This is a genomic window from Amycolatopsis sp. NPDC003731, assembly GCF_053586895.1.
This window is the reverse complement of sequence record NZ_JBSFNC010000041.1, coordinates 48,197-68,274: the sequence shown is the minus strand read 5'-3', so window position 1 is coordinate 68,274 and position 20,078 is coordinate 48,197. Positions and strand designations below refer to the sequence as shown.

The 20,078-nt window shown below is 70.2% G+C and carries 22 protein-coding genes; 14 read left to right on the top strand and 8 right to left on the bottom strand.

The genetic code is table 11. From position 1 onward, the window contains the following. Window positions 1–128: 128 nt before the first annotated feature. Window positions 129–539, bottom strand: coding sequence for a DUF3151 domain-containing protein (locus ACWDN5_RS19300; RefSeq protein WP_310969528.1), 411 nt, complete (start codon window positions 537–539; stop codon window positions 129–131). Window positions 540–825: 286 nt separating this feature from the next. On the opposite strand from ACWDN5_RS19300, the gene ACWDN5_RS19295 reads away from it, so the two are divergent. Further along, window positions 826–2,007, top strand: a complete 1,182-nt coding sequence (locus ACWDN5_RS19295; protein ID WP_449677260.1) for a hypothetical protein — start codon at window positions 826–828, stop codon at window positions 2,005–2,007. Window positions 2,008–2,056: 49 nt separating this feature from the next. Here the strand turns inward: ACWDN5_RS19295 and fbaA are convergent, their stop codons facing one another. Continuing rightward, window positions 2,057–3,088 (bottom strand): class II fructose-bisphosphate aldolase, encoded by a 1,032-nt coding sequence (gene fbaA / locus ACWDN5_RS19290; RefSeq protein WP_310969530.1) that lies wholly within the window; start codon window positions 3,086–3,088, stop codon window positions 2,057–2,059. A gap of 209 nt (window positions 3,089–3,297) precedes the next feature. Continuing rightward, window positions 3,298–4,119: an LLM class F420-dependent oxidoreductase gene (locus tag ACWDN5_RS19285; protein ID WP_449677259.1), complete on the bottom strand. Its 822-nt coding sequence runs from the start codon at window positions 4,117–4,119 to the stop codon at window positions 3,298–3,300. A 72-nt stretch (window positions 4,120–4,191) separates the two neighbouring features. Here ACWDN5_RS19285 and ACWDN5_RS19280 point away from each other — a divergent pair, with 72 nt between their 5' ends. The 6 genes from ACWDN5_RS19280 (at window position 4,192) to ACWDN5_RS19255 (ending at window position 9,958) form a co-directional block, all read left to right on the top strand. After that, window positions 4,192–5,100, top strand: coding sequence for an aldo/keto reductase (locus ACWDN5_RS19280; protein WP_449677258.1), 909 nt, complete (start codon window positions 4,192–4,194; stop codon window positions 5,098–5,100). Between the two features lie 73 nt (window positions 5,101–5,173). Continuing rightward, on the top strand, window positions 5,174–6,085 hold the full coding sequence (locus ACWDN5_RS19275; RefSeq protein WP_449677257.1) for an SDR family oxidoreductase: 912 nt from the start codon (window positions 5,174–5,176) through the stop codon (window positions 6,083–6,085). Window positions 6,086–6,087: 2 nt separating this feature from the next. Beyond that, window positions 6,088–6,561 (top strand): pyridoxamine 5'-phosphate oxidase family protein, encoded by a 474-nt coding sequence (locus ACWDN5_RS19270; RefSeq protein ID WP_310969534.1) that lies wholly within the window; start codon window positions 6,088–6,090, stop codon window positions 6,559–6,561. 81 nt (window positions 6,562–6,642) lie between these two features. After that, window positions 6,643–8,115 carry a flavin-containing monooxygenase gene (locus ACWDN5_RS19265; RefSeq protein ID WP_310969535.1) on the top strand — a complete coding sequence of 491 codons (1,473 nt, stop codon included), beginning with the start codon at window positions 6,643–6,645 and terminating at the stop codon, window positions 8,113–8,115. Beyond that, window positions 8,112–8,969: a metal-dependent hydrolase gene (locus tag ACWDN5_RS19260; RefSeq protein WP_310969536.1), complete on the top strand. Its 858-nt coding sequence runs from the start codon at window positions 8,112–8,114 to the stop codon at window positions 8,967–8,969. Before ACWDN5_RS19265 ends, ACWDN5_RS19260 begins: the two co-directional genes overlap by 4 nt. 50 nt (window positions 8,970–9,019) lie before the next feature. Then, a complete protein-coding gene (locus ACWDN5_RS19255) occupies window positions 9,020–9,958 on the top strand; it encodes a PDR/VanB family oxidoreductase (protein WP_449677262.1) in 939 nt (312 codons plus the stop codon). Here ACWDN5_RS19255 and ACWDN5_RS19250 read toward each other — a convergent pair. Continuing rightward, entirely contained in the window at window positions 9,953–10,237 is a 285-nt protein-coding gene (locus ACWDN5_RS19250; protein WP_449677256.1) for a YciI family protein, read from the bottom strand. The two genes, ACWDN5_RS19255 and ACWDN5_RS19250, sit on opposite strands and share 6 nt — an antisense overlap. A 200-nt stretch (window positions 10,238–10,437) precedes the next feature. Here ACWDN5_RS19250 and ACWDN5_RS19245 point away from each other — a divergent pair, with 200 nt between their 5' ends. From ACWDN5_RS19245 to ACWDN5_RS19230, 4 genes are all read left to right on the top strand, one after another. Continuing rightward, window positions 10,438–11,010, top strand: coding sequence for an RNA polymerase sigma factor (locus ACWDN5_RS19245; RefSeq protein ID WP_163046624.1), 573 nt, complete (start codon window positions 10,438–10,440; stop codon window positions 11,008–11,010). Window positions 11,011–11,101: 91 nt separating this feature from the next. After that, window positions 11,102–12,253: an N-acetylglucosamine-6-phosphate deacetylase gene (nagA, locus tag ACWDN5_RS19240; protein ID WP_310969696.1), complete on the top strand. Its 1,152-nt coding sequence runs from the start codon at window positions 11,102–11,104 to the stop codon at window positions 12,251–12,253. A 26-nt stretch (window positions 12,254–12,279) separates the two neighbouring features. Continuing rightward, window positions 12,280–12,615: a hypothetical protein gene (locus ACWDN5_RS19235; protein WP_310969539.1), complete on the top strand. Its 336-nt coding sequence runs from the start codon at window positions 12,280–12,282 to the stop codon at window positions 12,613–12,615. Window positions 12,616–12,660: 45 nt separating this feature from the next. After that, entirely contained in the window at window positions 12,661–13,359 is a 699-nt protein-coding gene (locus tag ACWDN5_RS19230; RefSeq protein ID WP_310969540.1) for a DedA family protein, read from the top strand. Here the strand turns inward: ACWDN5_RS19230 and ACWDN5_RS19225 are convergent. The 4 genes from ACWDN5_RS19225 to ACWDN5_RS19210 all read right to left on the bottom strand — a co-directional run bounded on the left by ACWDN5_RS19225 (window position 13,356) and on the right by ACWDN5_RS19210 (window position 15,951). After that, window positions 13,356–13,760: a type II toxin-antitoxin system VapC family toxin gene (locus tag ACWDN5_RS19225; RefSeq protein ID WP_449677255.1), complete on the bottom strand. Its 405-nt coding sequence runs from the start codon at window positions 13,758–13,760 to the stop codon at window positions 13,356–13,358. The two genes, ACWDN5_RS19230 and ACWDN5_RS19225, sit on opposite strands and share 4 nt — an antisense overlap. Continuing rightward, window positions 13,760–14,032, bottom strand: coding sequence for a type II toxin-antitoxin system Phd/YefM family antitoxin (locus ACWDN5_RS19220; RefSeq protein WP_449677254.1), 273 nt, complete (start codon window positions 14,030–14,032; stop codon window positions 13,760–13,762). Before ACWDN5_RS19220 ends, ACWDN5_RS19225 begins: the two co-directional genes overlap by 1 nt. A 32-nt stretch (window positions 14,033–14,064) precedes the next feature. Further along, window positions 14,065–15,456: an FAD-binding oxidoreductase gene (locus tag ACWDN5_RS19215; RefSeq protein ID WP_310969543.1), complete on the bottom strand. Its 1,392-nt coding sequence runs from the start codon at window positions 15,454–15,456 to the stop codon at window positions 14,065–14,067. Window positions 15,457–15,525: 69 nt separating this feature from the next. Next, complete coding sequence (locus tag ACWDN5_RS19210) at window positions 15,526–15,951, bottom strand: PPOX class F420-dependent oxidoreductase (RefSeq protein ID WP_449677253.1); 426 nt, start codon at window positions 15,949–15,951, stop codon at window positions 15,526–15,528. 187 nt (window positions 15,952–16,138) lie between these two features. On the opposite strand from ACWDN5_RS19210, the gene ACWDN5_RS19205 reads away from it, so the two are divergent. Genes ACWDN5_RS19205 through ACWDN5_RS19195 form a run of 3 tightly spaced genes read left to right on the top strand, consistent with a single transcriptional unit; the run spans window position 16,139 to window position 20,045 of the window. Beyond that, on the top strand, window positions 16,139–16,663 hold the full coding sequence (locus tag ACWDN5_RS19205) for a MarR family winged helix-turn-helix transcriptional regulator (RefSeq protein WP_310969545.1): 525 nt from the start codon (window positions 16,139–16,141) through the stop codon (window positions 16,661–16,663). Next, window positions 16,660–19,227, top strand: a complete 2,568-nt coding sequence (locus ACWDN5_RS19200) for an MFS transporter (protein WP_449677252.1) — start codon at window positions 16,660–16,662, stop codon at window positions 19,225–19,227. Before ACWDN5_RS19205 ends, ACWDN5_RS19200 begins: the two co-directional genes overlap by 4 nt. Beyond that, window positions 19,224–20,045 (top strand): YceI family protein, encoded by an 822-nt coding sequence (locus ACWDN5_RS19195; RefSeq protein WP_449677251.1) that lies wholly within the window; start codon window positions 19,224–19,226, stop codon window positions 20,043–20,045. The genes ACWDN5_RS19200 and ACWDN5_RS19195 overlap by 4 nt, the downstream gene beginning before the upstream one ends. Window positions 20,046–20,078 lie beyond the last annotated feature (33 nt).

Genomic DNA, 20,078 nt, shown 5'->3' with positions numbered 1-20,078 from the left:
GGGGCGCCGCACATGCTGCGCTGGATGACGTCGGGCTGCACCAGCGGCCCGTTGGGGACCTTCGGGTTGTCGAAGGTCAGGGTGTGGTTCTCCGGTGCTAACCCGCCTTGCCACTCACGACCGGTGGGTCACTTCAGGCCGGTGGCTTCCGCGGCAGCGGGGTCGGAGTCGGCGAGGAAGGTCTTGCAGCGCTCGTGCTCCTCGGTCTCGCCGATCTTGCCGGCGGCCTTGCCCAGGACGGCGAGGGCGCGGAGGAACCCCTGGTTGGGGCGGTGCGACCAGGGCACCGGGCCGAAGCCCTTCCAGCCCGCGCGGCGCAGCTGGTCGAGGCCCCGGTGGTAGCCGGTGCGGGCGTACGCGTACGCGGCGACGGTCTCGCCCGCGTCGAAGGCCTTCTCGGCCAGCGAAGCCCACGCCTCGCTGTAGTCGGGGTGTTCGGCCGCGACGGTGGCCGGGTCGCTCCCGGCGTCGAGCGCGGCCTGGGCGGCGGTGTGCTCGGGCAGCAGCGTCGGCTCGGGGCCGAGCAGGTTGTGCGTCATGGGGTCATTGTGCCCCTACAGGAAGAGGCTCCCGAGCACCCCGGCTCCGGCCAGCACCAGGGCGGCGACGAGCACGCCCGCGACAACTCGTTTCGGCATCATGGCGCGACACCCTGCCAAGCCGGCCCCGCCGGAAGCAAGTCTGTGACCCCTACGGGTGAACCCTGGGCGCGAAGCGCCTCCGTTGAGGGTGGTGGTGGGGAAGAAGGTCGGGGGAACCCGGATTTTGGCGGCGTTTGCCACGGTCTTGGCCCACTCGTGACCATGACCGGCCATGATGTCCGGCATGGCCAAGGCAGTCGACGTCCCGGTGGACGTGATCCCGCGCAGCCCCGTCGCCAAGACGCGGCTGTTCTTCACGCGGCACTGGCACCGCGGCGCCCCCGGGCAGCCGACGCCGGACTGGGTGCTCCGGTTCTGCTACGGGATGTGGCTGGCGGCGTTCGCGTTCAAGCTGGTCGGCTCGTCATGGGACATGTCGTGGCACTTCATGTGGCTGCGCGACGACCTGGCGCCCCCGCACCTGATCAACACCGTCGGCACGGTGATCATCGTGGTGCTGGTGGCGATCCACAGCTATACGGGCCTGGGGTGCGACAAGCGGTCGCTGCGGCTGATGCAGATCGGCCTGCTGACGTTCCTGGTCGCGGCCCCGCTGGACGTGATCAACCACCGCGTCAACGGCCTCGACCTGACCGCGTGGAGCCCGTCCCACATGATGTTGTACCTGGGCACGGGCATCATGCAGGCGGGCGTGCTGCTGGCCTGGCTGAAGTTCGCGCCGCCGGGCCGCTTCCGCACCGGCGTGCTGCTGGCGCTGTGGGCGTTCTTCCTGGAGAACACGTTCTTCCCGAACGGCCAGCAGGAGTACGGGATCCTGGGGCTGCGGGCGTGGGAGCGCGGGGAGCCGGAGGCGGAGAAGTCGCTGCTGGACTTCGCGGCCAACCAGATCGGCCACCCGGTCGACCGGACGGCGGTGCTGCACTTCACGATGCCGATCCCGTCGTGGGTGTACCCGCTGTGGGGCATCGGCGTGATGGCGTTGATCCTGGTCGTGGCGCGCCGGACGCTGGGCTTCCGCTGGGCGGCCACTTCGGTGGCGCTGGCGTACGTGGCTTACCGCTCGGTGATGTGGCCGCTGCTCCTGGGGCTCGGCTTCCCGGTGTCGACGGTGCCGTTCTACCTGCTGTTCGTGGGCCTGGCGGTGGACGTCGCGTTCGCCATCGGCGCGGGTGTGCTGCAGGCCGGCGCGGGGGCGCTGCTGGTGACGGCGTTCGGGTACGGGGCGTTCTGGGTGCAGTCGCAGTTCCGGCCGTGGGTGCTGGGTGACGCGCACACGGAGTCGGCCCCGCCGGCGGCGTACTGGACGGCTTTGGTGGTGCTGGGCGGGGTGTTCGCCCTGTGGGCCGGCGCGGAACCGCTGACCCGGAAGTGGGCCGCGCGGCGCTCGGTCGCCGAATCGGCCTGAACACGGCGAAGGGGCCGCCACGCAACCGTGGCGGCCCCTTCGCGCGTGACTACTTCAGCTTCGTGCCCGCCGAGCCCAGCGCCTGGCACGCCTCGACGACGCGAGCCGCCATGCCGGCCTCCGCGGCCTTCAGGTACGAGCGGGGGTCGTACACCTTCTTGTTCCCGACCTCGCCGTCGATCTTCAAGACCCCGTCGTAGTTCTTGAAGAAGTGGTCGACGATCGGGCGGGTGAACGCGTACTGCGTGTCCGTGTCGACGTTCATCTTCACGACGCCGTACGACACCGCCTCGCGGATCTCCTCCGGCAGCGAGCCCGAACCGCCGTGGAAGACCAGCTCGAACGGCTTCGAACCCGGCTCCAGGCCGAGCTTCTTCGCCGCGGCCTCCTGGCCGCCCTTCAAGACGTCCGGGCGGAGCTTCACGTTGCCCGGCTTGTACACGCCGTGGACGTTGCCGAACGTCGCCGCCAGCAGGTAGCGGCCCTTCTCGCCCGCGCCGAGCGCGTCGATCGTCTTCAGGAAGTCGCCTTCGGCGGTGTACAGCTTCTCGTTGATCTCCGCCTCGACGCCGTCCTCTTCGCCGCCGACGACGCCGATCTCGACCTCGAGGATGATGTTCGCGGCCGCCGTCTTGGCCAGCAGTTCCTGGGCGATCTCGAGGTTCTCGTCGAGGTCGATCGCCGAGCCGTCCCACATGTGGGACTGGAACAGCGGGTTCTGGCCGTTCTTGACGCGCTCGGCCGAGATCTCGATCAGCGGGCGGACGAAGCCGTCCAGCTTGTCCTTCGGGCAGTGGTCGGTGTGCAGCGCGACGTTGACGTCGTACTTGGCCGCGACGACCTGCGCGAACTCCGCCAGCGCGGTCGCGCCGGTCACCATGTCCTTGACCTTCTGGCCGGACGCGAACTCCGCACCGCCGGTGGAGAACTGGATGATCCCGTCGCTCTCCGCCTCGGCGAACCCGCGGATGGCGGCGTTCACGGTCTCGGACGAGGTCACGTTGATGGCCGGGTAGGCGAACTCGTTCGCCTTGGCCCGGTCGAGCATCTCCGCGTAGACCTCGGGGGTGGCGATGGGCATCGTTACTCCTCCTTGGCACAGGGTGGTCCCGACCGCATCGTACGAGGTGGACCGCCGCCGCACACCGGTCCCCGGGAAGAATCCAAGACAGCGCAGCTCCGCTGCTCCGTTGAGGGTGGCGGCGGGGGCATGGATGGACTTCTCCGCACGTGGAATCGGTTCAGAAGGAGTGCGTCCGGCCGCCGGGGGAACCGGCGGCCGGACGGGGATCACACCAGCTCGGCGGCCAGCGCGCGGTACGCCGGCCACGGGTCCTCGTTCAGCACCTGGACGTTGACGTGGTCGGCACCCGCTTCGAGGTGGGCGCGGACGCCGGTCGCGATCGTGCCCGCGTCGCCGTGCAGAACCAGTGCGTCGACCAGGCGGTCACTTCCCTCGCCTTCGACGTCCTCGTCCGTGAAGCCGAGTTTGCGCAGGTTGGCCACGTAGTTCGACAGCCCCAGGTAGAACTTCACGGTCTTGCGGCCGATCGCGCGGGCCTCGGCGGCGTCGGTGCCGAGGACCACCTTCTGCTCCGGGGCCAGCAGCTTGCCCTCGCCCAGGACCTCGCGAGCGCCCCGCGTGTGCTCCGGCGTGGTCAGGTACGGATGCGCGCCCGCCGTCCGGTCGCCGGCCAGCTCGAGGACCTTCGGGCCGAGCGCCGCCAGGGCGCGGCCGGCCACCGGGACCCCCGCCGCGTCCAGGCCGTCGAGGTAGTCGACCAGGGCCGCGTACGGCTTCTTGTACTCCTTGGACGCCTCGGGGTGACCCGCGCCGATGCCGAGCAGGAAGCGGTCCGGGTACTTGGCCGCGATCCGTTCGTACACGCGGGCGATGTCCGCGGGCTCGTCCTGCCAGATGTTCACGATGCCGGTCGCGATGACCAGGCGGTCCGTCGCCGCGAGCAGATCGTCCACGTAGGCGAGGTCCCCGCTCGGGGACGCGCCCAGCCAGATCGCGCCGTAGCCGAGCTTCTCCGCCTCCGCCGCGAACTGCGCGTCGACGCCCGAGTAGTGCCGCCAGATACCGAGCTTGCCGAGTTCGATTGCCATAGAACACCCCAACGCACGAAGTACCGGTTTTCCTCCCGGTTCCCACGAGCCGGGAAGACTAACGTCGGGAGCATGACCAAGCTGGGCAACACCGACCTCGACGTCTACGGCCTCAACCTGGGCGGGAACGTCTTCGGCTGGACGGCCGACGAGCCGCAGTCGCACGCCGTGCTCGACGCCTACGCCGCCGCCGGCGGCAACTTCGTGGACACCGCCGACCTCTACGGCGGTGGCGGCCGCTCCGAGGAGATCCTCGGCCGCTGGCTGGCCGCGCGCGGCCGGCGTGACGACTTCGTCGTCGCCACGAAGGTCGGCGGGTGGCAGGAGCGGCCCGGCCTGTCGGCGAAGAACATCCAGGCCGCGGCCGAGGACTCGCTGCGGCGGCTGCAGCTCGACCACATCGACCTCTACTACGCCCACGTCGACGACCGGGACACGCCGCTCGAAGAGACGCTGGGCGCGTTCGACACCCTGGTCCGCGCGGGCAAGGTGCGCTACCTCGGCGCGTCCAACTACACCGCCGAACGGCTCGCCGAAGCACTGTCCATTTCGGACCAGAACGGCTTCGCGCGGTACGCCGTGCTGCAGCCGCACTACAACCTCGTCGAGCGGGACTACGAGCGTGACCTCGCCCCGATCGTCGCGCGCGAAGGCCTGGCCACGCTGCCGTACTTCGCCCTCGCCAAGGGCTTCCTCACCGGCAAGTACCGCACGAAGGACGAGACCGGCGACAGCCCGCGCGCCGCCCGCGCCGCGTCCTATTTGGACGCCGATGGCGAGCGCGTGCTCGCCGCGCTGGACGAGGTCGCGCAGGCGCACGGCGTTTCGGTCGCCACGGTGGCGCTCGCCTGGCTGCGGCAGCAGCCGACGGTCGCCGCGCCGATCGCCAGCGCCCGGACACCCGAGCAGCTGATCGACCTGGTCGCGTCGGTCTCCCTGGAGCTGACCGACGCCGAAGTCGCCGCGCTGAGCGAGGCCTAGAACCCTACTTCTGGGTAGCTTACTGCGGGTAAGTTGAGGTACGGTGCCCTCAAGTGACGTCTAGGAGGGCACCGTGGCCAACCCGTTTTCGCTGCTGAGCGGCACCAAGAAGGTCGACGGCAAGGTCGTGCTGATCACCGGCGCCGCCCGTGGCATCGGCGCCGGGCTGGCCGAACGACTGGCCGCGCGCGGCGCCAAGGTCGCCCTCGTCGGCCTCGAAGCCGAGGAGCAGCAGAAGGTCGCCGACCGCATCGGCCCGAACGCACGCGCGTGGGAAGCCGACGTCACCAGCTGGGACGCCCTCGAGCAGGCCACCAAGGGCGTCGTCGAGCACTTCGGCGGGATCGACATCGTCATCGCCAACGCCGGCATCGCGACCGCGGGCTTCGTCCGCTCGGTCGACCGGGCCGCGTTCGAGAAGGTGATCGAGGTCGACCTGCTCGGCGTCTGGCGCACCTTCCGCGTCACGCTCCCGCACGTCATCGAGCGCAAGGGCTACCTGCTGGCCATCTCCAGCCTCGCCGCGATCACGCACGCGCCCGGCATGGCGAACTACGCCGCCGCGAAGGCCGGCGTCGAAGCCTTCTCGAACAGCCTGCGCGCCGAAGTCGCCCACCTGGGCGTCAAGGTCGGCGTCGCGCACCCGACGTGGATCCGCACCGACCTGGTCGAGAGCGCCGACGCGCACCCGGTGTTCGGCAAGCTCCGCGCGTCGATGCCCGGCCTGATCGGCAAGACCTACCCCCTGGACGTGGCCCTGGACGACCTCGAAGCCGGTATCCTCAAGCGCGCCCGGACCATCCACGTGCCGCGCTGGGTCGGCGGGCTCAAGCTGTTCCGCGCGTTCCTCCCGCCGGTCATCGAGATCGGCTCCCGCAGCCGGGTACCGTCGGCGGACAAGGCCGCGCTGGCCGACATCGAGGCGCGCGGCGCGTTCGAGTCGGCGGTCACCGGCCACGGCGGGCGGGCCGCCACCAAGGGGTGAAGATGTCCCGTCGCGACCAGATCAGGATGACCGAGGACGAGGTGCGCGCGTACCTCGCGGAGCAGAAGGTCATCAACGTCGCCAGCATCGGCCCGAACGGCCGCCCGCACCTCGCGCCGCTCTGGTACTTCCCGCACGAAGACGGCGTCGCGACCTGGACGTACGGCACGTCGCAGAAGGCGAAGAACCTCCGCCGCCTGCCGGAGGCGACCGTGCTGGTCGAGGACGGCGACAGCTACGAGAAGCTCCGCGGCGTCTCGTTCGAGGCCGACGTCGAACTCGTCGAGGACGTCGACGAGGTCACCCGGATGGGGACGGCGCTGATGCAACGCTACTCCGGAGCCAAGCCGGGCGACCCCGCACCGGCCGAACTGCAGGCTTTCATCGCAGGCCAGGCCGCGAAACGCATCGGGCTGGTCTTCCGCCCGACCAAGGTCGTGAGCTGGGACCACGGCAAGCTCGGCGGGACGTACTGATCGGTAAGGAGTACTTCCAAGTAACTGTTACCTGAGGTAACGTCATCTGGGCAGGATCCCCGACGCAGCGGAGGCCGACAGATGACCGAGCGGTTCAAGGTCGTGATCGTGGGCACCGGGTTCTCCGGGCTCGGCCAGGCGATCCAGCTCGAGAAGGCCGGCATCCGGGACTACGTGATCCTGGAGAAGGCCACCGAGGTGGGCGGCACCTGGCGCGACAACTCCTACCCCGGGTGCGCGTGCGACGTGCAGTCGCACATGTACTCGTTCTCGTACGAGCAGAACCCGGGCTGGTCGCGGTCGTTCTCGCCGCAGCCGGAGATCTTCGACTACCTCAAGGGGGTCGCGGACAAGTACCGGCTGCGCGAGAAGATCCGCTTCGGCGTCGAGCTGACCGGCGCGCACTGGGACGAGGGCGAACGCCGCTGGACGGCGACCACGAAGGACGGCCGCGAGTTCGTCGCGCAGTTCCTCGTCTCCGGCGTCGGCGGCCTGCACATCCCGCAGATCCCCGAGCTGCCCGGGATCGCCAACTTCGAGGGCCGGACCTGGCACTCCGCGCGCTGGAACCACGAGTACGACCTGCGCGGCAAGAAGGTCGCCGTGGTCGGCACCGGCGCCAGCGCCGTCCAGTTCGTGCCGAAGATCGCCCCGGAGGTCGCCGAGCTGACGCTCTTCCAGCGGACGCCGCCGTGGATCATGCCCAAGCCCGACCACGCGATGCCGTCGTGGGCGCAGACGCTGTTCAAGCGCGTCCCGGGCACCCAGCGCCTCTACCGCAACGCGCTGTACTGGCTCCTCGAAGCGCGGGCCATCGGCTTCAACGGCCACCCGGCGATCATGAAGGCCGGCGAGCTGATCGCGAAGCGGAACATCGCGAAGGGGATCAAGGACCGCGCGCTGCGCGAGAAGGTCACGCCGGACTACACGATGGGCTGCAAGCGCGTCCTGATCTCCAACGACTACTACCCGGCGCTGGCCCGGCCGAACGTCGAGGTGAACACCGACGGCATCCGCGAGGTCAAGGCGCACTCGATCGTCGACTCCGCGGGCGTCGAGCACGAGGTCGACGCGATCGTCTACGGCACCGGCTTCAAGGTGACCGACGCGCTGGAGTACCTCGACATCACCGGCGTCGACGGCCGCAACCTCGCCAAGGAGTGGGCGAGCGAGGGCATGCGGACGCACAAGGGCATCACCGTCTCCGGCTTCCCGAACCTGTTCTTCCTGCTGGGCCCGAACACCGCGCTCGGCCACAACTCCGTGGTGTTCATGATCGAGTCGCAGTCCCGGTACGTCGTCGACGCCATCAAGCTCGCCGATTCCCGCGGCGCCGCGGCGCTCGACGTCCGGCCGGGCGTGCAGGACGAGTTCCAGCGGGAGATCCAGGACAAGCTGGTCAAGGGCGTCTGGACGCAGGGCGGCTGCAAGAGCTGGTACCTCGACGCCCAGGGCGTGAACCGGACCATCTGGCCGGGCTTCACCTGGCGCTACTGGCTCCAGACGCGCAAGGTCGACCCGGCGGACTACGAGCTGTCCGGCCGGGCGTCATGACTTCGCAGGACGAGCAGCTCGTCCTGCACGCCCGGAACGTCAAGTTCGGCTGGGCGGCGCTGCCGCTGCACTGGATCCCCGGCGAACCGCAGGCCACGCACACCATCAACGTGCTGCACCTGGCGCTGCCCGAGGGCGAGCGCTGGTTCGTCGAGGTGTTCAAGCAGGCGGTGCCGCTGATCCGCGACGAACGGCTCAAGGTAGACGTCCTCGGCTTCATCGGCCAGGAGGCGGTGCACGCCGAGGCCCACGACGGCGCGGCGGCGCACCTCGAAGCGGCGGGTGTGCGGGTGCGGCCGTTCGTGGCGCAGATGGAGTGGCTGTTCCGGAAGCTGCTCGGCGACCGTGACCTGACCGGGCAGGCCGCCGAGGAGTGGCTGGTCGAGCGGCTGGGGATCATCGCCGCGATCGAGCACTACACGGCGTTCCTCGGCCAGTGGGTGCTCGACGCGCCCCTGGAGGACGCGGGCGCCGACCCGGTGATGCTGGACCTGCTGCGCTGGCACGGCGCCGAGGAGGTCGAGCACCGGTCGGTGGCGTTCGACCTGTTCATGCACCTCGACGGGCGCCACGGACGCCGGGTCCGCAGCATGGCGGCGGTGACGCCGGTGCTGGCCTGGGTCTTCGCCCGAGGCACGCGGTACCTGATGCGCAACGACCCGGCCCACCCCGGACGCGCGTCGCTGCGGGGGTACCGGCGGGCGGCCCGGCGCGGGTTGCTGCCGACCGGGCGTCAGCTGGTGCGGGAGATCCGGCCGTACTTCCGGAAGTCGTACCACCCGTCCGAGACCGGGAACACCGAGCAGGCGGTGGCCTACCTGGCGAGTTCGCCCGCGGCCCGGGCGGCGGAGTGACCCTCGGCCGGCCGACCCGGCTCGACGGCAGCGACCGCACCGACCACCTGATGTCCACTTTGGTGGGTGTCGTGGGTGTTTATCGCCGTTTGTCGCAATTCAGCGGTCGGCGGCGGCCGCCCGTGGCCACAGTGGACCGCGATCTTTCGCTGGTCGTCGAAACGATCCGGCCCGAAGCCGAGGGGGTCGTGAGCCTGCGCCTCGCGAACGGCGTCCCGCTGCCGGGCTGGCGGCCGGGCGCGCACCTCGACCTCGTGCTGCCGTCCGGCCTGACCAGGCAGTATTCACTGTGCGGGGACCCGGACGACCGCTCGCACTACCGGATCGCCGTCCGGAAGATCGGCGTCGCCTCGGCCGAGGTCCACGCGCTGGTGCCCGGGACCCGCGTCACCGCGCGCGGCCCGCGGACGGCCTTCCCGTTCGTCGGCGCCGGGCCGTTCCTGTTCATCGCCGGCGGCATCGGGATCACGCCGCTCCTGCCGATGGTCCGCCGCTGCGTCGCATCGGGCGCGGACTGGCGGCTGGTCTACACCGGGCGCAGCCGGGAGTCGATGCCGTTCCTCGGCGAGCTGCCGGACGACGACCGCGTCTGGATCCGCCCCGACACCGAGTACGGCATCCCGGCGTCCGGCGCCGAGCTCCTGGCCGGGCTGCCGGACGGCGCGTCGGTCTACTGCTGCGGCCCGGTGCCGATGATCACCGGTGTCCGCGCCGACCTGGCGCTGACCGCGGCCAAGGCCGTCCACTTCGAACGGTTCGCCCCGCCGCCGATCGTCGCCGGCGAGCCGTTCCGGCTGACTTTGCGCAGGTCAGGACGCACCTTGGTGGTGCCGGGCGACCGGAGCGCCCTCGACGTCCTGCGCGAGGCGCGTCCCGGGACGCCGTACTCCTGCCGGCAGGGCTTCTGCGGGACGTGCGCGGTGCCGACGGCCGACGGCGGGTCCATGCGGATCTGCGTCGACCGCGGCACCACCGTGCTCGACCTATGACTCCTGGGGCAGCCAGGCGCCGATCACCGGCTTGAACTCGCGGACGGTCCGCTGCGCGACGACCCCTTCCAGGTGGTACGGGTCCTGGTCGATCGTCTCCATGAGGTGCGCTTCGTCGTCGGCCTGGTACAGCGTGAGGCCGCCGGTGCCGTCGCCGAGCGGGCCGGCGACCGCGACGCGGCCCTGCTCGGCCAGCTTGCTCAGGAACTCGCGGTGCCGCGGCCGGACGTCCGGCATCTTCTCCTGGACGTAGGTGATTTCGACGAGGAACCAGGCCATGTGGATCTCCGGGGTCGGCGCGGGGTTGTCCGGTCCGACGCTACCCGTGTCACGGTTCCGTACCAGCGGGCGATCTGTGGCAGCGGCACCTGAACCCGATAGGCTGGGCGTGCGTCAGTACCTGTGTGAGCGCTGTGAATACCGTGAACCTGCTGACGCGGCACACCGTGCAAACCGGGGTCGAGAACAGGCAGGGGTTCATGCTCGAGGGCAATGCGGAACGCAGTGTCGAGGCGACCCTCGGCCACCTGCGGGTCATGGACGGTCCGGCCCCGGCGCAGACCGCCGCGCCACTGACCCTCGAAGACCTCTACCGCCAGCACCGCATGCGGCTGGTCCGGCTGGCGATTCTGCTGGTCGACGAGCCCGCGACCGCGGAAGACGTGGTCCAGGAGGCCTTCACCGGCCTGCACCGCAACTGGGGGCGGCTCCGGGACGCCGCGGCCGCGGTCGGCTACCTGCGCACCGCGGTCGTCAACGGGTCGCGCAGCGTGCTGCGCCGCCGCAAGACGGCCCGCGAGTACGTGCCGCCGCACGCGGTGAACGCGCGCTCCGCGGAGAGCCTCGCGATGCTCTCCAGCGAGCACCAGGCCGTGGTCAGCGCGCTGTCGAAGCTGCCGCCCCGCCAGCGCGAAGTGCTGGTGCTGCGGTACTACGGCGGGCTGAGCGAGGCCGAGATCTCTGAGGCCGCAGGTATCTCCAAGGGTACCGTGAAATCGACCGCCAGCCGGGCGCTCGAGGCACTCCAGAAGGCCATGCAAGCCCCACAGTGACCCGGGTGGACCATTCCGATCACTGAGTCGTATCACCATGCTTGGTCCAGACCAATATATGCTGGGGTGCGTGAGAGGCGCCGGAGATTTCGTGATCATGGGCGGCCGGGTCGCCGCCCCGGACCGTGTACTCGACGACGGCTGGGTGGCCGTCACCGACGGGCGGATCGCCGGCGTGGGTTCCGGGACCCCGCCGTCCGGCGAGCACGTGGACGTCGGAGGGGCACTGGTCGTGCCCGGGTTCATCGACACCCACTGCCACGGCGGGGGAGGTGCTTCGTTCACCTCCCTCGATCCCGAGGAACTCCTGACGGCGGTGCGAGCGCACCGCCGTCACGGCACCACGACCATGCTGGCCAGCCTGGTCTCCGACCCGGTGGACATCCTGCGTGAGCAGGTCGCGGCGCTGCGTGAGCTCGTCCAGGACGGCGAGGTCGCGGGCATCCACCTGGAGGGGCCGTTCATCTCGAAGGCCCGCTGCGGCGCGCACGACCCGGAGACGCTGCTCGAACCGGACACCGGCACGGTCGAGAAGCTGCTGCGCGCCGGCCAGGGCGCGATCCGGATGGTCACCATCGCCCCCGAGCTGCACGGCGGCGTGAAGGCCGTCCGGCAGCTGGCCGAGTCCGGCGTCATCGCGGCCATCGGGCACACCGACGGCGTCGAGGAGCAGCTGCTGCCGGCGATCGACGCGGGCGCGACGGTGGCGACCCACCTGTTCAACGGCATGCGGCCGCTGCACCACCGCGAGCCCGGCCCGGTCGGCGCGCTGCTGGACGACGAGCGCATCACGATCGAGCTCATCTGCGACCTGGTCCACCTGCACCCGACGGTCGTCCGCCTGGCGGCGAAGCACGCGGGCCGCAACCGGACGGTCCTGATCACCGACGCGATGTCGGCCACGGACGCGGCGGACGGCCGCTACACGCTGGGCCGCCTCGAGGTCGACGTCCACGACGGCGTCGCCACCCTCGCGGACAACGGTTCGCTGGCCGGCAGCACCCTGACGATGGACACCGCCTTCCGGAATCTGGTCGGGGGTGCGAAACTCGGCATCCTCGACGCGGTGCACGCGACGTCGCAGCGGCCGGCGGAGCTGCTCGGCATCGCGGACCGCACCGGCATGCTCTGCGCCGGTTACCAGGCCGACATCGTGGTCCTCGACCAGGACCTGCGGCCGGCGAAGGTGCTGCGGCGGGGAGAATGGGTCGCCGAGGTGGGAACGGCTACCTTGAGTACCTAGGTTGCGTTGCGAGCGGACGGGCGGAGATGAGCGAGCCGAAGGACCCCGAGCAGCTGCTGGCGGACGCCCTTCGCGCGCAAGCCGTCTTCGCGCCTTCCGCGGCCTCTCCCAAGGAGCCGGCCACCGACGCGGTCCCGACCAGCGACCTGCCGTCGGCGTACGGGCTGCTGTCGGGGGCGAGCGCGGACTCGCTGGAGCGCGAGCGCGCGGCCCTGGACGCGGAGGCACCGACGACGTTCGCCCCGCGGCCGCCGGAGCCGGCGCGGGCGTCGGCGCAGCTGCCGGCGTACTGGATCTTGTTGCTGGCGGTGCTGCTGGGGCTCGCCGCGGGGTCCGTGGTCGGCCTGCTGACCCTGGTCTGACCGGGTCTCAGTCACGACTCAGGGTGACCCTGTACCGTTTTCGAGGTGATTCTCGCCCAGAGCACGGTCAACACGATGTCGCTGCTGCCGTCATGGCTGGACCCGAACGTCCTGCTCGACGGTGTCGCCGGTCCCGCGGTCGCGGTGCTGTGCCTTGTCATCTTCATCGAGAGCAGCATCTTCCCGGTGCTCCCCGGTGACTCCCTGCTCTTCACGGCGGGCCTCCTCATCGCGGGCGGCAAGCTGTACCCCCTGTGGCTGACCTGCGTGCTGGTGACCGTTTCCGCTCTGCTGGGCAACGTGACGGGCTACTACATCGGCTACTTCGCCGGACCGAAGCTGTTCAACCGCCCGGACTCGAAGTTCTTCAAGCGGGAACACGTGGACAAGACGCACGCGTTCCTGGAGAAGCACGGCCCGAAGGCGGTCGTCCTGGCCCGGTTCGTGCCGTTCGTCCGCACGTTCATCACCTGGATCGCGGGCATCGGCCGGATGAGCCCCAAGACGTACTTCACGTACACGGTGATCGGCGGCATCCTGTGGGCCGCGGGCATCACGGTCCTCGGCTACCTCCTCGGCGACATCCCCTTCATCGGCAAGAACATCGACGCGATCTTCGTCCTGATCGTGCTGATCTCGGTCGTGCCGATCGTGATCGAGTACCTGAAGGCGCGGCGCGAGAAGAAGGCCGTTGCGGAGACCGATCCCGAGGTCACGCAGCGGATTCCCCGCGTCCGGGACTAAGCGGCGACACCCGGGCTGTCGGTCGGCAGCCCCAGCGCTTCGGCCACGGCCAGGAGGCGCTTGTCGTAGGTGACGAAGGACGTCAGCTGCCTGCCGAACACCGCGTGTGCGGTGGCGAGGTGGATGGCGTCCGACGACCGGAGGTCCGGCGACGGGTAGGCGGCGGCGGTCCGGCGCACCACTTCGTCGATCTCGTACTTGGCGACCCGTGCCAGCACCGCGGGAACGTCGGTGAGCAATCCGGGATCGCTGCGCAGGAGAACCCTCGATACTTCGACCTCGGCCAACGTCGAGGTGACGAGCATGGTGCCCTGCCGTTCGTCGAGCCAGTCGACCAAGGCCGCACTCTCGGCCTCGTGCCGGATCAGCTTCACCAGCGCGGCGGTGTCCAGGTAGATCATCAGTACCGTTCGTCGTCACGCAGCTCGCGAACCAGCTCCCCGGCTTCGAGGTCGGTCCGGACGGGTCCGTGCGGGCGCGGCATCGGCCCGGTCACCGAGGCCGGGTGCAGCTTTCCCGAAGCGATCAACGCCGAGACCGGACTCGGCTGCGCAGGAACGATACGGGCGATCACCGTGCCGCGTTCGGTGATCTCGACGTCCTCGCCGGCCTTGACCCTGGCCAGCACACCGGCGGTGTCCTGGTTCAGCTCACGCACAGCTACCTGGTTCATGAAACCAATGTAGTACACGGTCGTAGTACAACCTAGGTCATCGAGAACATCGAGCCCGGGTTGAACAGGTTCTCCGGGTCGAGCGCCCGCTTGATCTCCTGGTGGACCCGCAGCCCGACCGGCCCGATCTCCCGGGCGAGCCACTCGCGCTTGATCTTGCCGACGCCGTGCTCGCCCGTCACCGTCCCGCCGAGCGACAGCCCGACCTCGAGGATCTCGTCGAACGCCCGTTGCGCCCGCTCGAACTCCGACGGGTCGTCCGGCTGGTACACGATCGTCGGGTGCATGTTGCCGTCGCCGGCGTGGCCGACCACCGCGATGCGCAGCCCCACCTCGGAGCTGATCTTCTCGCAGCCGCGGATCAGCTCCGCGATGCGCGTCCGCGGCACGCACACGTCGTCGGTCAGCCACAGCCCGTACGTCTCCAGCGCCGTCAGGACCACCCGGCGGGCCTGGAGCAGCATCCGGCCTTCCTCGAGGTCCTCCGTCGTGTACGCCAGGTCCGCTCCGCAGTCGACGCAGATCTGCTCCAACGCCGCCAGCTCGCGGCGGGCCACCTCACCGCCCGCGTCCGACTGGCCCAGCAGCAGGGCCTGGCAGTCCGACCCCGCCCCCAGGTCCGTCTTCAGGTACGCCTCCGACGCCTTGATCGACGACGCGTCCATGATCTCCAGCAGCGACGGCACGAGCCCTTCGCGCACCACCCGCGCGACGGCCTCCCCGGCCGCTTCGGTCGTGCTGAAGCCCGCCACCAGCGTGGCCGGGGCCTGGGGCAGGGGCTTGAGCTGGACCGTCGCCTGCGTGATCACGCCGAGCGTGCCCTCGCTGCCGACGAACAGCCGCGCCAGGTCGTAGCCCGCGACGCCCTTCACCGTGCGGCGGCCGGTCTTCAGCAGTGATCCGTCGGCCAGGACCACCTCCAGGCCGAGCACCGAGTCCGTCGTCACGCCGTACTTCACGCAGCAGAGGCCGCCCGCGTTGGTCGACAGGTTGCCGCCGATCGTGCACCAGTCGTAGCTCGACGGGTCCGGCGGGTAGAACAGCCCGTGCTTCTCCACGGCGTTGCGGAAGTCCAGGTTGACCACGCCCGGCTGGACGACCGCCAGCCGGTTGCCCGCGTCGATCTCGACGATCTCGTTCAGCTTGGTCAGCGACAGCGTGACGCAGCCGTCGATGGCGTTCGCGGCGCCGGACAGCCCGCTGCCCGCCCCGCGCGGGACGATCGGCACCTTCGCCTCGGCGCACGCCTTCACCACCGCCTGCACCTGCTCGGTGTTCGCGGGCAGCACCACGGCGAGCGGCGTGCCCGACGGCGCCAGCGGCATCATGTCGCGGGCGTAGGACGCGGTGACGTCGGAGTCGGTGAGCACGGCGCTCTTGCCGAGCAGGTCGCGGAGCCGGGTGACCAAAGCTTCGTTGCTCATGGCCTCATCGTAAGCCCGGACAGTCCGCAGTGCGGAAATCTTCTTTCGAAACCAGCCGTAACGGAGCAGTCAGCGGACCAGCCCCAGCAGCTTGTCGACGTGCACCGTCAGCAGCACGCGCTGGTCGGTGACCATCGCCTCGCGGTACTCGGCCCAGTCCGGGTGCTCGCCCGCCGCGCGCCGGTAGTAGTCGACCAGCGCTTCCACCGTGTCGTCGTCCGGCGCCGCGGCCGGGGCGGTGAGCGAGGCGCGGCCCTCGGCGACGACGTAGCTCCAGCCGTCCTCGCTGCCCACGTGGAACGTCACCCGCGGGTCGCGGCGCATGTTCTTCGTCTTCGCCCGGGTCTCGGTGATCGACGCGACGAACGTCGCGGCCTCCGGGTCGTAGAGGTAGGTGATGGTCGACAGCTGCGGCCGGCCGTCGCGGCGGATGGTCGCCAGGACCCCGTGGCGGCGGGCGGCGAGGAAGTCCTTCAACGCTGTGTCGTCGGTCATACCCTTCTCAACCCGCCGCGGCCGCCGTTGTTCCGGGAGCAACCCGGAGGAATCTTGCTTGCATACGACAACTAAAGTGTGTTCTGCCACAACACGAGGTACTCCGCTTGCATAACCGCTAGTGAAGGCACATCCTTGCCTGAGGCAACTAGTTGCAGCCGCCAACCAACGCCTTGAAGGATCAGTCATGGCAACGAACACCACCCGGCCCACGGCCGAGCTGGACCTCGCCGACCAGCTCGGGCACGAGCTCGTCCGCTTGGTCCGGCTGGTCAACAAGGCGAAGTCGCAGGTCTCCAAGCAGGGACCGGACGGCATCGAGCGGGCGGCGTACGCGATCCTCTTCACCCTCATCCACGAAGGCCCGCAACGCACCAGCAAGCTCGCCGAGTCGCTCCACTCCGAGATCTCCACGATCAGCAGGCAGTCGAGCTCGCTCGTGCAGCACGGGCTGGTCGAGCGCCAGGCCGACCCGGAAGACGGGCGGGCCTGCCTGCTCGCGCCGACGAGCGAGGGCATGCGGGTGTTCGAAGAGAACCGCAAGCAGCGCAACCAGTGGCTGGCCGAGGTGCTCGGGGACTGGACGGACGGGGACATCCAGACCTTGAACCGCCTCTTCGGCCGGCTCAACACAGGTATCGAGAACCACTCTCCACAGCTGGCCGACGCCCACGCGTCCGCCGGTGCACCGGCCAAGGGGGCCACCGCATGAGCACCACCACCGTCGAACAACCCGTCGCGAAGGAACCACCCCGGCTCAGTCACCGCCAGATCGTCACGATCCTGAGCGGCCTGATGTGCGGCATGTTCCTGGCCGCGCTCGACCAGACGATCGTGGGTACCTCGATCGTCAAGATCGCCAACGACCTGCACGGCTTCGACCTGCAGGCCTGGGCGACCACGGCGTACCTGATCACCTCGACGATCGTCACGCCGATCTACGGCAAGCTCTCCGACATCTACGGCCGCAAGCCGTTCTACCTGACCGCGATCGCCATCTTCGTCGCCGGTTCGCTGGCCTCGACGTTCGCGACGTCGATGTACCAGCTGGCCGCGTTCCGCGCGATCCAGGGCCTGGGTGCCGGCGGCCTGATGTCGCTGGCCATGACCATCCTCGGCGACATCGTGCCGCCGCGGGAGCGGGCCAAGTACCAGGGTTACATCCTAGCCGTCTTCGGCCTCTCCACCGTGCTCGGCCCGGTGCTGGGCGGCTTCTTCGCCGGCATCGACTCGCTGGCCGGCCTGCACGGCTGGCGCTGGGTCTTCCTGATCAACGTCCCGATCGGCGTCGTCGCGCTGTTCGTCGTGGCCAAGGTGCTGAACGTGCCGCACACGCCACACAAGCACAAGATCGACTGGTGGGGTGCGCTGACGATGATCGTCGCGGTCGTGCCGTTCCTGATCGTGGCCGAGCAGGGCCAGAAGTGGGGCTGGGGCGACCAGAAGGCCATCCTCTGCTACGTCATCGGCGGCGTCGGCGTGATCGCGTTCATCGTGGTCGAGCGGCTGATGAAGGACGCCGCGCTGATCCCGCTGCGGCTGTTCAAGAACTCGACGTTCACCGTGGCCATCATCGGCGGTGTCATCGTCGGTGTCGCGATGTTCGGCGCGATCACCATGATCCCGCAGTTCATGCAGGTCGTGCAGGGCTACACGCCGACCGAGTCCGGTCTGCTGATGCTGCCGCTGATGGCGGGCATCATGCTCAGCTCGATCGTGTCCGGCCGGCTCACCGGGAAGACCGGGCGCTACAAGATCTTCCCGATCATCGGCACCATCCTGATCGCCGGTGGCGCGTTCTTCTTCGCCCAGGTCAAGTACGACTCCGCGCTGTGGCACCCGCTGGTCGCGGCCGCCATCATCGGTCTCGGCCTCGGCCAGTGCATGCAGACGCTGATCATCGCGGTGCAGAACGCCGGCCCGCGCAGCGACATGGGCGTCTCGACCGCGGCGGCGACGTTCTTCCGCCAGATCGGTGGTACCGCCGGTGTCGCGATCTTCCTGACCGTCCTGTTCAACACCCTGCTGCCGAACATCACCAAGGCGTTCGGCGGGCAGCTGCCGGCCGGCGCCGGCGCGGGCATCGGCAACCTGTCGGAGAACACCAGCGGCATCCAGAGCCTGCCCGAGGCGATCCGGACGCCGGTGCTGATCGGCTTCACCGAGTCGATCACCACGGTGTTCTACATCGCGGGTGCGGTCGCCCTGCTGGCCACGGTCGTCCTCCTGTTCATGAAGGAGATCCCGCTGACCAACGCGGCCCCGGCCGCGGCGGCCATGGAAGGCGGCGAGGCGCTGCTCGAAGACCACGCCGACGAGCCCACCGAGATCGTCGAGCCGGTGCGTCCGGTCGACCGCGAACCCGCCCTCGTCGGCGGTGGGAAGCACGCGCTGAGCACCAACGGGCACGGCGACTACCAGGCCGTCTCGGGCGCGCTGCCGATCACGAACTCGCTGTCCGACGCCGAGCTCGACGCGCCGGTCGGCGCGGGTGGCGTGCCGGTGACCGGCCACGTCCGGCGCCAGGACGGCACCCACGTGGCGGGCGCCGCGCTGACCCTGATCGACCAGCGCGGCCGCCAGGTCGCGCGGGCCACCGGGGCCGCCGACGGCAGCTACTCGGTGCCCAGCCAGGGCCCGGGCGCGTACGTGCTCATCGTGTCCGCGCACGGCCACCAGCCGCAGGCCTCCAGCGTCGTGATCAGCAACGGGCCGGCGACGGTCGACGTCACGCTCACCGGGTCCGGCGAGCTGACCGGCACCGTGCGGGCGGCCGCCACCGGCCAGCCGCTGCCGAACGTGACGGTGACGCTGACCGACGGCCGCGGCGAGGTGAACGGCGCGTTCATCACGACCGCGGACGGCACCTACGCGTTCGTCGGGGTCGGCGCCGGGGCGTACACCCTGGTCGCCAGCGGCGCCGGCTACCGGCCCTTCGCGGTGACGCTCACCGTGCCCGACAGCGGCGTGCTGCGCCACGACGTCGAGCTGGCCAGCTCGGTGCTGCTGTCCGGCACCGCGCGGACCGAGGGCGACCGGGTGGTCCCGGACGCGCGGATCACCGTGCTCGACGCCGAAGGCAACGTGGCCGCGGTCGCGCGGACCGACGCCGAAGGCCGGTACCTGGTCAGCGACCTGCCCGCGGGCGCGTACACCGTGGTCGCGAGCGGCTACCCGCCGGCGACCAGCCAGGTGGAGCTGACCGGCGGCGAGGCCGGCCACGACGTTCGGCTGAGCTACGACCAGGCCCTCGACGAGCTGGTCGACCGGTCATGAGCGGTTTGCGCGCGACCTTCCGCACGGCCGAGGGCTGGGCGGTGGAGCACGCGGTGCTCACCGTCACCGACCCGGCCGGGCGGCAGGTCGCCCGGCAGGCGGCCGACGTCCGCGGGGAAGTCGTCACCGACGCGCTCGCGCCGGGTGTGTACACCGCGGTCGTCACGGCGGCCGGGTACACCCCGGTCGCGCGGACGGCCCAGATCGCCTCGGACGGCAGCGGCTCGCTCGGCGACGTCGTGCTGGCCCCGGTCGCCGAGGCGATCGAGCTGCCGCCCGCCGGGCCGTGGGTGATCGACCCGATGCACACGTCGGTGGTCGCGACCGCGCGGCACCTGGGCATCGCGAGCATCAAGGCGCGGTTCCCGGACGTCTCCGGCCGGATCGAGATCGGCCGCCCGGCCGAGCGGTCGTCGGTGCACGCCGAGATCAAGGCGGCGAGCATCGACACCGGCATCCGGATGCGCGACGACCACCTGCGCTCGCCGGACTTCCTCGACGTCGACGTGCACCCGGTGATCACGTTCACCAGCACGGGGCTGCGCCAGCGCGGGCCGGACTCGTGGACGCTGCTGGGCGAGCTGACACTGCACGGCGAGCGCCGCGAGGTCGAGCTCGAGCTGACCTACGGCGGCTGGGGCCCGGACCCGTGGGGCGGCGTGCGCGTCGCGTTCCACGCCGAGACGACGCTGCACCGGAACGACTTCGCGATCAACTACAGCGCGATGGTCCGCGCCGGTGTGGCGGCGGTCGGCACGACGGTGAAGATCGAGCTGGACGTCGAAGCGGTGCAGGGCGAGACGCTGCCGCAGTTCTGAGCGCCCGGATCGGAGGCCCTCTCACCGCTGGGT